Below are 13146 nucleotides of genomic sequence, written 5' to 3'. Positions count from 1 at the left end.
GCGTCACTTCAAGGCCAGCGGCAGTGAACCGAGGCCGCTGAGGAAGTTGGAGTAGACCGGCTTCGACGGGCCGGTCTGTTCCATGTCCTCCACCAGATCGCGCAGCCCCTCCAGGACCGCTCCGATCTCCGCGCGGGCCAGGTAGGCGCCCAGGCAGAAGTGCGGGCCGTAGGCGAAGGTGCAGTGTTTGTTGGGGGTACGGTCGAGGCGGAGCCGTCCGGGGTCGTCGAAGACCTGCTCGTCGTGGTTGGCGGAGGCGTTCCACACCGTCACGATGTCGCCGCTGCGGATCGGACGGCCGGCGATCTCGGTGTCGGTCGTGGCCGTGCGGCCCGAGTGCAGCGCCGGGGTCGTCCAGCGAAGGATCTCCTCCACGGCCGTGTCGACACCGGCGTCGCCCCGCTTGAGCGCCCGCCACTGGTCGGGGTGCTCCACCAGGGCCAGGGCCGCGCCGACCATGGACAGCCGGGCCGTCTCGTCACCGCCGAGGATCAGGCTGTAGCAGTTGAGCATGATCTCGTCGTCGTCCAGCGGAAGCCCGTTCACCTTGCTTCCGGCGAGGAGCGCGATGACGTCCGCGTGGCCACTGTCACGGCGGTCGCGGGCAAGGTTCGCGAAATAGAGCAGGATCTCGCTCTTGGCGATCCACGCGTCGGCGGCGGTGCCGTCGGCGTCGTGGGAGCCGAGGGCCGAGGAGGTCAGACTCAGGACATGGGCGCGGTCGCTCTCGGGCACGCCGAGCAGATCGCAGATCGCCCCGAGGGGGATGCCGGCGGCCACGTCGGCGGCGAAGTCGCAGTTCCCCGTGTCGAGGGCCTCGCGCAGCAACCGGTCGACCGTGCGGCGCACGCTCGCCACGACCGGCTGAAGGGCGCCCGGGGTGAACGCGGACATCAGGACGCGGCGCAGTTCCCGGTGCCGGCCCCCGTCGGTGATCGCGAGCATGCGGCCGGCCGCCGAGTCGCCGCCCGCGAGCAGGGTTTCCAGGACGTTGCCGCCCTCGGAGGTGAAGGTGGTGTTGTCGCGGTACACCGACGTCACGTCGGTGTGCCGGGTCACCACCCAGAAGCCGGGAGCCGTTTCGGTGGCCGGGTTCCAGTGGACCGGCTCATGCTCTCTCAAGTGGCGCCACACGGCGGACAGTTCGTTCTCGGCGTGCAGCCGCGGATCCGCCAGGTTCAGCATGTCGAGCTCTTCCGGACCGATGGTCCGCCGTGTGGTCATCGTTCGACTCCCCCTGCTCTATTCGCCCATGGCCCGGATCAGGCTCTTGGGCCGCATGTCGGTCCAGTGCTGTTCGACGTACTCCAGGCACTCCTGGCGGCTCGCCCGGCCGTGGACGGCCGTCCAGCCGGCCGGGATCTCGGCGAAGGCGGGCCACAGCGAGTGCTGTCCCTCGTCGTTGACCAGGACGAAGTGCTCAAGGGTGTCGTCGTCGAACGGATTGGCGGTCATACGGGGTTCCTCCCCAGGGTCGCGGTGTGCAGTGCGGGGCCGATCCGCTCCAGCGGGCCCGGCCGGGTCATCTCCCCGTGGACGCACGGGAGGTCGTGGTTGTCGACGCGTCCGTCGACGTACGGCTGCCAGGCGTGGTGGCGCTCCGGGTGCGTGTCCGGATCCTGTGCGGCCGTGAAGAACAGCAGGTCACCGCGGTACGACGTGGGGGCGAACTCCTCCATCAGACGCCGGTTGCCGGCGGTGACCTCGACCAGGGCGGCGAGTTCGGCGTCGTCGAGGCTCGCGGTCATGTCGGGGACGCGGCGCACGAGTTCGGCGAAGCGGGCGTCGGTGAGGGGCTCCGTGTCGTCGGGCAGGGGGCGGCCCAGGATGCCGAGCAGGCTGCGCAGCAGCGCGGGCCGGTCCGTCACGCGGGCGCCCCGGTCGATCCAGGTCCCGGGGAAGGCGTCGAGCATCGCGAGGAGGGCGACTTCGTGGCCGGCCTTCTGGAGGGTGACGGCGACGTCGTACGCCACCAGGCCGCCCATGGAGTAGCCGAGCAGGTGGTAGGGGCCCTCGGGCTGGATCTCGCGGATGCGGGCGATGTGTTCGGCGACCGTCGCGTGCAGGCTTCCCGAGCGGGGGTGGCCGGGGATCAGCCCCTGCGACTGGAGGCCGTACAGCGGGCGCTCGGGGTCGAGGTGCCGGGCGAGTCCGGCGAAACCCCAGGCGAGACCGGAGGCCGGCGGCAGGCAGAAGAGGGGTTCCTTGTCGCCCCGGGTGCGAAGGGGCAGTACGGCGTCCAGGGGCGCCGCGCCCGACGCGCCGCCCCGCAGCCGCTGGGCCAGCCCCGCGACGGTCGGCGTGTCGAAGACCGCGCGCAGAGGCAGTTCGGTGCCGAGGTCGGTGCGGATGCGGGCGGTGAGGCGGGGGGTCAACAGGGAGTGGCCGCCGAGGTCGAAGAAGCTGTCGTGGATGCCGACGCGGGACGGATCCAGGCCGAGGACATCGGCGACGATCGCCCGCAGCCGCTCCTCGTACGGGGTGCGCGGGGCACTGGCCGTCACGGCCGGTGCGGACGGGTCGGGCAGGGCCGTGCGGTCGGTCTTGCCGCTGGCGGTGCGCGGGAGGGCGGGGAGGGGGACGAACGCGGCGGGGACCATGTGGGCGGGGAGGATGCGGGTGAGGTGGGTGCGCAGGGCGTCCGGCCGCGCGACCGCCGACGGGAACGCGGGGTCTGGCTGCTCACGCGGGACGTCGAGCGGGGCGAGCCCCGACACGACCCCGCGGACCGGCTCCTCGCGCGTCACGGTCTCGGGCGGGAGCGTGACGGAGAAATCTCCGCGCAAGGGGTCCTGGTCGTCCACGCCCACGACGTACGCCACCAACTGCTTCTCGCCGCGGCTGTCCTGATGTACCGTCACCGCCGCCTGGGCGACAGCGGGGTGCGCGGTGAGCGCGGCCTCGATCTCGCCGAGTTCGACGCGGAAGCCGCGGATCTTCACCTGGTGGTCGGCGCGCCCGACGAACCGCAGCCGTCCGTCGCGGCCGCGGACCGCGAGGTCGCCGGTGCGGTACATCCGCTCCCCCGGCACCCCGAACGGGTCGGCGACGAACCGCTCTGCGGTGAGGCCGGGGCGACCGAGGTAGCCACGGGCCGGGCCGCCACCGCCGAGGTGGACCTCGCCGACGATTCCGTCGGGGACGGGCCGCAGAGCCTGGTCGAGGAGGTAGAGCCGGTTGCGGGCGAGCGGGTCGCCGAGGGGTGGTGAGCCCTCCACCGTGTCCTCGTCGGAGCGCCAGGCGGTGGCGTAGATGGTCGCCTCGGTGGGCCCGTAGAAGTTGACCAGCCGGGCTCCGGGAAAGGCGGTCCGGAGATCTTCGCGGAGCTGGGCGGGGATGGGCTCCCCACCCAGGGCCACGGTGTGCGGCGCGGCGAGCGGGCGTTCCGCGGCGACTCCGGCCATCACCGACGGCACTCCGCTGATGAGCCCGGCGTCGGTGCCGGAGGCGGTGAGGGCCAGCAGGTTGTCGACGAGCTCGACGCGTCCGCCGCACAGCAGCGGGGCGAAGAGCTCGAACACCGAGACGTCGAAGTTGAGAGAGGTGGAGAAGAGCACCTCCTTCAGGGCCTCGGGGCCGAAGGCGCGGTGGGTCCACTCCACGAACTCCACGGCGTTGCGGTGGGTGGCGAGGACTCCCTTGGGGCGGCCGGTGGAACCGGAGGTGTACGTGATGTAGGCGAGGTTGTCGGGTTTCGGGGCATGTCGGGCTGTCTGATGCTCCGTCACTTCGCCATCGATCAGGACCAGTTCGGTCCCCTCGGGCAGTACCCCCGCCGTATCCTCCGTGACCAGCACCGCCACCGGCCGAGCATCCTCGACGATGTACGCGAGCCGCTCCTTCGGGTACGCCGGGTCGAGCGGCAGATACGCGGCCCCCGACTTCAGCACGGCGAGGACGGCCACGACCAGGTCGGTTGTGCGCGGCAGGGCGATGCCGACGACCCGTTCCGGACCGGCGCCGAGTGCGGTGAGCCTGAGGGCCAACTGCTCTGCCCGCAGGTCGAGTTCGCCGTACGACAGACTCGTGCCGCCCGCTCGCAGGGCCTCCGCGTCGGGGGTGGCCGTCGCCTGGGCGGTCCAGAGGTCGGTGAGGGTGCGGGTGGCGGGGGCCGGTTCGGTGACCGGGTCGGGGCGGGGGTCGCTCTTGGGGTCCAGGAGGCCGAGGCGGCCGAGCGGGAGTTCCGGGTGGGTGGCGATGCACTCCAGGATGTGGACGAGATGGGCGAGTCGGTCGTCGGCCCAGCCGTCCTCGAAGAGGTCGGCGCGGTGGGCGAGGCGGAAGCGCAGGCGGGGTCCGGGGAAGGCGACGAGGGTCACGGGGTAGTGGGTGGCGTCGCGTCCGCTCGTCCCTGTGATGCGGAGGCTGTCGGCGTCCGCCGCGGCGGCCTCGTCCACCGGGTAGTTCTCGAAGACTACGAGCGTGTCGAAGAGTTCGGGCAGCCCTGTGGTGCGCTGGATGTCGGCCAGGCCTAGATGATGGTGGTCGAGGAGGCCGACGTATCGGTCCTGGACGTCACGCATTAGCTCGCTCAGTGCGCGGTCGGGCCGGAGCCGGACGCGGACCGGCACGGTGTTCACGAACAGCCCGACCATCGACTCGACGCCGGGCAGGGCCGCGGGGCGGCCGGAGACGGTGGCGCCGAACACCACGTCGTTGCGGCCGGTCGTCCTGCTGAGCAGGATCGACCAGGCCGTCTGCACCAGGGTGTTGGCGGTGACGCCGAGCCTGCGGGCGAGTGCGGTGAGGGCCGCTCCGGTGGCTTCCGGCAGTTCGGCGCGGGCCTGGGCGAGCGCTCCGGGGCCGGGGTCGGGCGGGGCCAGGCGGGTCGGCTCTGTGACCTCGTCCAGGGCCGTCCGCCAGGCGGTCTCCGCGGCGGTGCGGTCCTGGCGGCCCAGCCACTCCAGGAAGGTGCGGTAGGCGGGCACGGGCGGCAGCTCGGCGTCGGCCCGGTAGAGCGCCAGGAGTTCACGCACCAGGACGGAGACCGACCAGCCGTCGAGCAGGATGTGGTGGTGGGTGACGAGGAGGCGGTGCCGTCCGTCGCCCAGGCGGGCCAGGGTGCAGCGCAGCAGGGGCGGGGTGGCCGGGTCGAAGCCGCGGTCGCGGTCCGTGTCGAGCAGCCGGGACCACTCGTCCTCGGAGTCGATGTCCGTCTCGGTCCACGGCAGGGTCGCGCGGTGCGGGACGACCTGGACGGGTGCGCCGCCCTTTCGGCGTCGGAAGGCGGCGCGGAGGTTGGGGTGGCGGTCGAGGAGGGCCTGCCAGGCGGCGCGCAGCCGTACGGCGTGGACCGGGCCTTCGAGTTCGAAGACCAGTTGCACGAGGTACACGTCGGCGGCGTCCCGCTCGTGCTCGTACACGGCGTGGAAGAGCAGGCCCTCCTGGAGCGGGGTGAGGGGCAGTACGTCGGCCAGCGCGGGCTGGGTCATCGCGTCGTCTCTTTCGGTCCGGGTCAGCCGTCGAGGCCGGCGGCGAGTTCGTCTAGTTCGTCCGCGTCGAGCTCCGCCGACAGCAGGGTGCCCGGGGCTGCCGGGGCCGTGCGGGCGGCACGGTCGGCCAGCGCGGTGAGGGCGGCGAACCAGGCCTCGGCCAGCTCCCGCACCTCGGTCCCGGTGAGCACGCCGTCGGGCCAGGACCAGTCGGCGACGAGTCGGGGCCCGGCAGGTGTGTCGTGGACGACCGCGTTGAGGTCGAGGGCGTGGGCGGCGGCCAGGCCGGGGTCGGTGCCGCTGCCGAGGGCCGGGGACTCCGGGGCGAACGTCCACGGGGTGACGGTGTCGGCGGCCGGGGCGGTGAACCGGCCCAGGTAGTTGAAGCCGATCATGGGAGCGGGCTGCTGCGCCAACTCGCCCACGGTGTCGGGGTTCAGGTACCGCAGGAGGCCGAACCCGAGTCCACGGTCCGGCAGTTCACCCGTCCGGTCGGCGACCCGGCGCACCACACCGTCGGCGGCGGGACCGGCGGCCAGCGCGTCCCGCAGGTCGACGCCCTCCAGGTCGACGTGGACCGGGTAGAGCGAGGTGAACCAGCCGACCGTACGGGAGAGTTCGAGGCTCGGGGCGATCTCCTCGCGGCCGTGTCCCTCGACGTCGACGAGGACGTACGGGACGTCCTGGCGTGCGGCGACGGCCAGGGCGAGCCCGGCGAGCAGCACGTCCTGGGGTCCGGCGCGGAACGCGGCGGGCACACTGCCGAGCAGCGGGCCGGTCACGGAGGGTTCGAGCGTCAGCCGGAGCTGTTGCGTGGTGGCCGCGGTATCCCTGGCGGGGTCGAGCGGCCGGGCGCCGAACGGGGCGCGCGGGGCGTCGTTCATCCGCCGCCACAGCTTGGCCTCCGCGACCCGGGCGGGCGTACGGGCCGCCTCGGCGAGCTGCGTGGACCAGCGGCGGAACGAGGTCCCGACGGGCGGCAGTTGGGGTTCACGCCCGGCTGTGACCGCCTTCCAGGCCGTCTCCAGGTCGGGTACGAGGATCCGCCAGGACACTCCGTCCACGGCCAGGTGGTGGACGACCAGCAGCAGCCGCCCGGGACGGTCCGGGCCCGCGTCGAGCCATACGGCCCGCAGTATCGCGCCGGTCACCGGGTCGAGCGTGGCGAGCGCGCGGTCGAACTCCTCGGCCACGGCGGTGCGGAGGTCGTCCTCGCCGCTGACGTCCCGGCGGTCCACGACGGCCGCGACCGAGCCCACCGGGCCGACCTCCATGCCGCGCTTCCCGGTGAGCCGGGAGCGCAGCATGTCGTGGTGGTCGACGAGCGCCTGGAGACTGCGGGTCAGCCTGGGCGCGTCGGCGTTCGCGGGCACGGTCAGCAGCACCGACTGGCTGAGCCGGCCGATGGGCCCTCCGCGCTCCACCAGCCAGTGCATCACGGGCGTGAACGGCACCGGTCCGACACCGTCGTCGGTGGCGCCGCCGCTCGACGCGCCCACGGGTCCGCGGGCCACCGCCGCGAGGGCGGCCACGGTCTGGTGCTCGTACACGTCCCGCGGGCTGATCACCACTCCGGCCTCGGCGGCCCGGCTCACCAGCCGGATCGAGGAGATGCTGTCGCCGCCGAGGGCGAAGAAGCCCTCGTCGAGGGTGAGTCCGGGGAGCTTCAGCAGGTCGCGGAAGAGTTCGCCGAGCACCCGCTCGGCGGGCGACCTCGGCTCGCGAGCCGCCGCCTCGACGGCCGACGGTGTCCCGGGGGCGGGCAGGGCCTTGCGGTCCAGCTTGCCGTTGGGGGTCAGCGGGAGGGTGTCCAGGACGACGACGGCCGAGGGCACCATGTACTCCGGGAGCGTCTCCTCGGCGTCCCGGCGCAGTGCGGCCGGGTCGGCCGGCGGATGTCCGGGGCGGGTGGTGACGTAGGCGATCAGGCGCCGCTCCCCCGGCTCGTCCTCGCGCATCACCACGGCCGCCTGCGCGACGGCCGGGTCGCGGGCCAGGGCGGCCTCGATCTCGCCGGGTTCGATCCGGAAGCCGCGGAGCTTGACCTGCTCGTCGGCACGGCCGAGGTACTCCAGCTGTCCGTCGGCCGACCAGCGGGCCAGGTCGCCTGTCCGGTACATCCGGTCGCCGGGGCCGCCGTGGGGGTCGGCGACGAACCGCGCGGCCGTCAGTTCGGGGCGGCCCAGGTAACCGCGGGCCACACCGGCTCCCGCGAGGTACAGCTCGCCGGGCGTGCCGGGCGGCACCGGGCGCAGCCACGGGTCCAGCACGAGGACCCGGGTGCCGGCGACGGGGCGGCCGATGGGCGGGGTCCGCTCGCCGGTGAGCGGGACCGCGATGGTCGCGCAGACCGTCGACTCGGTGGGTCCGTAGGCGTTGGCCATCCGTCGGCCGGGCGCCCAGCGGGCCACCAGCTCGCCGGAGCAGGCCTCCGCGCCCACGATCAGGGTCTCCAGGTCGGGGAGGCGGCTCGGCGGGAGGGTGGCGAGGGCGGTCGGCGGGATCAAGGCATGGGTGATCCGGCCCTGGATCAGCTCCTGTTCGAGTTCCTCGCCCAGCAACGGTCCCTGTACGTCCGGCACCACCAGGGTCCCGCCGGACGCGAACGCCATCAGCAGCTCCATCACGGACGCGTCGAAGCCGGGCGCCGAGAACTGGAGCACCCTGCTGTCGGGGCCGAGCCAGAACCGCTCGATCTGCGTCCGCGCGAGGGCGGCGAGGCCGCGGTTCTCGACGACCACGCCCTTGGGGGTACCGGTCGAGCCGGAGGTGTGGATGACGTAGGCGGCGTGGTGCGGGTGGTGGGCGGTGGGGAGTTCTGCGGGGGTGCCGTCCGTGGGGAGCGCCGTGAGGTCCGCGAGATCCGTGATGACGTGTGCCGGTCGGGCGTCGGCCAGGAGGGCGGCGATGCGGTCGGCGGGGAGCGCCGGGTCGACCGGGAGGAACGCGGCGCCGGACAGGGACACCGCGAGCAGGGCGACGATTCGGTCCGCGGAGCGCGGGAGTTGTAGGGCGACGAGCTCGCCGGGGCCGACGCCGCGTCCGGCGAGAGCACGAGCCAACTCCCGCGCCCGGATGTCGAGTTCGGCGTACGACAGGTCGTTGAGGGCGGGAGCGTCGGGCCTCTCCTGCACCTGTCGGGTGAACATCTCGGCCAGGGACTCGGAAGGCACGGTGCCGGCGCCCGTACTCCACTCGGCGAGACGTTCCCGCTCGTCCTCGTCCAGGAGGTCCACGTCACCGATGCGCCGGTCCGGCTGGGCGGCGACGGCGTCGAGGAAGTGGATGAGCCTCTGAGCCAGCCGGCGCGCCGTCTCCGGCTCGAACAGGTCGGTGCTGAACTCGGCGACACCGTCGATGCCCGCCGGGGAGCCGTCCTCGTGGCGGTGCTCGGTGAGGTAGAGGGAGAGGTCGAAACGGGCCGCCCCCGTCGCCACGGGTTCGCGGGCGACGCTCAGCCCCGGCAGGGCCGGGACGGGGTCCGCGCCGTGTCCGGTGTAGGCCAGCATGACCTGGAAGAGGGGGTGGCGGGAGAGGGTCCGCTCGGGGCTGACGGCGTCCACGAGGAGGTCGAACGGCACGTCCTGGTGGGCGTAGGCGGCCAGGTCGACATCCCTTACGCGAGCGAGGAGTTCACGGAACGTGGGGTTGCCGGAGGTGTCGGTGCGCAGGGTGAGGCTGTTGACGAAGAAGCCGACGAGGTCGTCGAGGTGCTCGTCGCTCCGGCCGGCGACGGGGGTGCCGATGGGTATGTCGGTGCCCGAGCCGAGCCGGGTCAGGACGGCGGCGAGGCCGGCCTGGAGCACCATGAAGAGGGTCACCCGCTGCGCGGCGGCCAGGTCGGCGAGGCCGGCGTGGAGAGCGGGGTCCAGGGCGACGGCCGTACGGTCGCCCCGGCCGCTGGGTTCGGCGGGCCTCGGGTGGTCGGCGGGGAGCGGGAGCTCTTCGGGCAGTCCGGCCAACGCCGTTCGCCAGAAGTCGATCTGATCGACCATCAGGCTGCCGGGGTCGTTCTCGTCGCCGAGCCACTCACGCTGCCAGTGCGCGAAGTCGGCGTACTGGACGGGCAGCGGAGGCCACTCGGGGGCCCGCCCCTCGGACCGGGCCGCGTAGGCGGCCTCCAGGTCGCGGGTGAGCGGGCGCATCGACCAGCCGTCGACGGCGCTGTGGTGGGCGAGCAGGAGCAGGACGTGGGTGTCGTCGCCGAGGTCGTACAGGGTCACCCGCAGGGGCGGTTCGCCGGCGAGGTCGAAGCGGTGGCCGGCCGCCGCCTTGAGCAGTGCGGGGAGTTCCGCCTCGGTGGTGGGGACGAGGTCCGGGCGTGGCCGGGCCTCCTCCGGGGCCAGGATCCGCTGGTACGGGGTGCCCTGGAGGTCGGGCTGGAGGGTGCGCAGCGGCTCGTGGCGGGCGACGAGGTCGGCGAGGGCCTCGGTGAGTGCCCGCCGGTCCAGGGAGCCAGTCAGGCGCAGGGCCGCGGGGACGGTGTAGGTGGTGTGGCCGCCGTCGAGGCGGCTCATGAACCACAGCCGCTGCTGGCCGTAGGAGAGGGGGATCGGGTCGGGGCGGCTCGGCAGCGGGAGGAGTGCGGGCCGGTGCCCGTCGCGTGTCTCGCCCAGACGGGTGACCAGTGCGGCCGGGGTCGGGGCCTCGAAGACGGCGCGTACGGGCAGTGCGGTGCCGAACACGGTCCTGATCCGGTCGGCGAGGCGCATGGCGAGCAGGGAGTCGCCACCGAGGTCGAAGAAGGCGTCGTCCGCTCCGACCTGGTGGGCCTCCAGGCCGAGGACACCGGCGAACAGGCCGCAGAGGATCTCCTCCTGCGGGGTGCGCGGGGCGCGGGTGGTGCCGGCGCCGGTGACGATGGTGGCGGCCGGGATCGGGAGGGCGGCGCGGTCCAGCTTGCCGTTGGCGGTCAGCGGGAGCCGGTCCAGGACGACGATCGCGGAGGGCACCATGTGCTCGGGCAGGGTGCGTGCGGTGTGGGCCCGGAGCGCCACCGGATCGGGCGCCCCTTCGGCCACGGCGTACCCCACCAGCCGCCCCTCACGGACCAGGACGACCGCGCGGGACACCTCCGGGTGGGCCGCCAGGGCCGCCTCGACCTCACCCAGCTCGATCCGGAAGCCCCGGATCTTGACCTGGTCGTCGGCACGGCCGGCGTACTCCAGTTGTCCGTCGGCCGTGCGGCGCGCCAGGTCACCGGTGCGGTACATCCGTTCGCCGGGCGCGCCGAACGGGTCCGCGACGAAGCGGCCCGCCGTCAGGCCCGGTCGCCCGAGGTAGCCACGGGCCAGTCCCGCGCCGGCCACGTACAGCTCACCGGCCGCGCCCGGCGGCAACGGTCGCAGTCCGGCGTCCAGGACGTAGGCGCGCAGATCCGGGATGGGCTCACCGATGCCGTCGCATCGCTCCCGGGTGAGCGGGAGTCCGGTGACGTGGACGGTGGTCTCGGTGATGCCGTACATGTTCACCAGGGCGGGGGCGTCCTGGGCATGCCGGGTGAACCACTCGGCGACGGGCGTGACGTCGAGGGCCTCACCGCCGAAGACGACATGTCGAAGGCTCAACTCTGCGGATATATCCGGCAGTTCGGCGTCGGCCCGCACCAGCTCGCCGAAGGCCGAGGGGGTCTGGTTGAGGACGGTGACCCGTTCCCGGGCGAGCAGGCGCAGGAACTCGTGCGCATCCCGGCTGACTTCGTGCGGTACGACGACGAGAGTGCCGCCGTGCAGCAGCGCTCCCCACAGCTCCCAGACGGAGAAGTCGAAGGCGTAGGAGTGGAACAGCGTCCACACGTCGTCCGGACCGAAGTCGAACCAGTGGCGGGTGGAGTCGAACAGACGGACCACATTGCCGTGCGGGACGGCGACGCCCTTCGGCCGGCCCGTGGAGCCGGAGGTGTAGATCACATAGGCGAGGTGATCACCCGTCAGGGACGGGAGGTCTCCCTCGCGCCCCGGCGCCCCCTCGTCTTCCAGGGTCAGCACGGGTACGGCGGTGGCGGGCAGGCCCGGTGCCACGTCCCGTGTGGTGAGGAACAGGACGGGTGCGGAGTCACCGAGCATGTACGCGAGCCGCTCGCCGGGGTACTCCGGGTCCAGCGGGACGTAGGCCGCACCGGTCTTCAGGACGGCCAGGATCGCGACGACCAGGTCGGCGGAACGGGGCAGGGCGAGGGCGACCAGGCGCTCGGGGGCGGCGCCTCGGGCGACCAACGCCGAGGCCAACTCCGTGGCACGGGTGTCCAGTTCGGCATAGGTGAGCCGGGTGTCCCCGTGCACCACCGCTGTCGCGTCGGGGGTGCGGGCGGCCTGGCGGGCGAAAAGGTCGGTGAGGGCGACGGAGGGCACGGTCGGGTGGGCTGCCTCGCCGCCCTGGATGCCGGCGCCCGTGAGCCGCTCCCGCTCCCCCGGCAGCAGCGCCTCCACCGCACCCACCCGGCGTGACGGATCGCCTGCCAGTTGAGCCAGGACGACGGCGAACCGGTCCAGGAGGGTGCGGGCGCCGGTCTCGTCGTACAGGTCGGGCCGGTAGGACAGACGCAGGGCCAGTCGGCGGGCGGGCAGGACAGCGAGGGTGAGGGGGTAGTGGGTGGCGTCGCGGCCGGTCAGCTGGGTGACGCGGTCCTCGCCGGGGCCGGTGGCCGTGGGGTGGCTCTCGAAGGCCAGCAGGGTGTCGAAGAGGTCGCCGGTGCCGGTGGTGCGCCGGATGTCGGCGAGGCCGAGGTGCTGGTGCGGGAGCAGGGCGGCCTGCCGCTCCTGGAGGTCGGTGAGGAAGCCGGTGACGGTGTCGCCGTCGTCCCAACGCACCCGGGTGGGCACGGTGTTGATACAGAAGCCGACCATCGAGGCCACGTTCCGCAGCTCGGGCGGGCGGACGGTGACGGTCTGGCCGAAGGCGGTGTCGGTGCGGCCGGTGAGGCGGCCGAGCAGCACGCCCCAGGCGCCCTGGACCAGGGTGTTGAGGGTGATACCGAGGTTACGGGCCGCGGTCTCGGCGGTGGTGGTCGCCGACTCGCCGAGTTCGACGACGAGTTCGTGCGGTAGAACCGTCGTACCGGGCGCCGCCCCGGGGGCCAGGAGGGTGGGATCCTCGACGCCTTCCAGCGCCTTCTGCCAGGCGGCCCCGGCGGCGGCGCGGTCCTGCCGGGAGAGCCAGGTGAGGTAGTCCCGGTACGGCGGGGTCGGGGGCAGCGCGGTGGGGTGCTCGCCCGCGTACAGGGCGGTGAACTCCCGTACGAGCAGTTGCTTCGACCAGCCGTCGAGGAGGATGTGATGGTTGGTGATCACCAGGCGGTGCCGGTCGGGCGCCCAGCGGACGAGCAGGTACCGCAGCAGCGGGGGCCGGGCCAGGTCGAAGCGGCGGGTGCGCTCCTCGTCCAGGATCCGCTGCCAGGCCGCCTCGCGTCCGGCATCGGTGAGTGAGCTCAAGTCCTCGTCGGACCACGGCAGTTCGACGTCCGTCGGCACGATCTGGAGGGGCGCGGCGGCCTCGCGGCGGCGGAAGCAGGCACGCAGATTCGGGTGCCGGTCGAGCAGGGCCTGGCCCGCGGCGCGTACGGCGGCGGGGTCGACGTCACCGGTCAGCTCCAGGATCTGCTGGGCGGCGTAGACATCGGGTGCCTGGTCGTCGTCGTACAGGGCGTGGAAGAGCAGCCCTTCCTGCAACGGCGACAGGGGCAGGATGTCGGCGATTCCGGACCGGGTCACCGGGG

4 protein-coding genes are annotated in these 13146 nt (G+C 73.3%); all 4 read right to left on the bottom strand.

Going from position 1 to position 13146, the window contains the following annotated elements:
* Window positions 1-3: 3 nt before the first annotated feature.
* Genes AQJ46_RS42830 through AQJ46_RS51390 form a run of 4 tightly spaced genes read right to left on the bottom strand, consistent with a single transcriptional unit; the run spans window position 4 to window position 13141 of the window.
* Window positions 4-1224 carry a cytochrome P450 gene (locus AQJ46_RS42830; protein ID WP_059210770.1) on the bottom strand — a complete coding sequence of 407 codons (1221 nt, stop codon included), beginning with the start codon at window positions 1222-1224 and terminating at the stop codon, window positions 4-6.
* A gap of 18 nt (window positions 1225-1242) precedes the next feature.
* A complete protein-coding gene (locus tag AQJ46_RS42825) occupies window positions 1243-1455 on the bottom strand; it encodes an MbtH family protein (RefSeq protein ID WP_059210769.1) in 213 nt (70 codons plus the stop codon).
* Window positions 1452-5432 carry a non-ribosomal peptide synthetase gene (locus AQJ46_RS42820; RefSeq protein WP_059210768.1) on the bottom strand — a complete coding sequence of 1327 codons (3981 nt, stop codon included), beginning with the start codon at window positions 5430-5432 and terminating at the stop codon, window positions 1452-1454. The genes AQJ46_RS42825 and AQJ46_RS42820 overlap by 4 nt, the downstream gene beginning before the upstream one ends.
* Window positions 5433-5455: 23 nt before the next feature.
* Window positions 5456-13141: a non-ribosomal peptide synthetase gene (locus AQJ46_RS51390; protein WP_063803920.1), complete on the bottom strand. Its 7686-nt coding sequence runs from the start codon at window positions 13139-13141 to the stop codon at window positions 5456-5458.
* Between the last annotated feature and the right edge of the window lie 5 nt (window positions 13142-13146).

Source organism: Streptomyces canus, from assembly GCF_001514145.1.
Classification (GTDB): domain Bacteria; phylum Actinomycetota; class Actinomycetes; order Streptomycetales; family Streptomycetaceae; genus Streptomyces; species Streptomyces canus.
The sequence above is the reverse complement of the archived record's forward strand: the minus strand, read 5'-3'. Positions and strand labels throughout refer to the sequence as shown.

Excerpts from the sequence above, each read along its gene's own strand:
- AQJ46_RS42830 (WP_059210770.1), bottom strand. The coding sequence starts at position 1,224 with ATGACCACACGGCGGACCATCGGTCCGGAAGAGCTCGACATGCTGAAC.
- AQJ46_RS42825 (WP_059210769.1), bottom strand. The coding sequence starts at position 1,455 with ATGACCGCCAATCCGTTCGACGACGACACCCTTGAGCACTTCGTCCTG.
- AQJ46_RS42820 (WP_059210768.1), bottom strand. The coding sequence starts at position 5,432 with ATGACCCAGCCCGCGCTGGCCGACGTACTGCCCCTCACCCCGCTCCAG.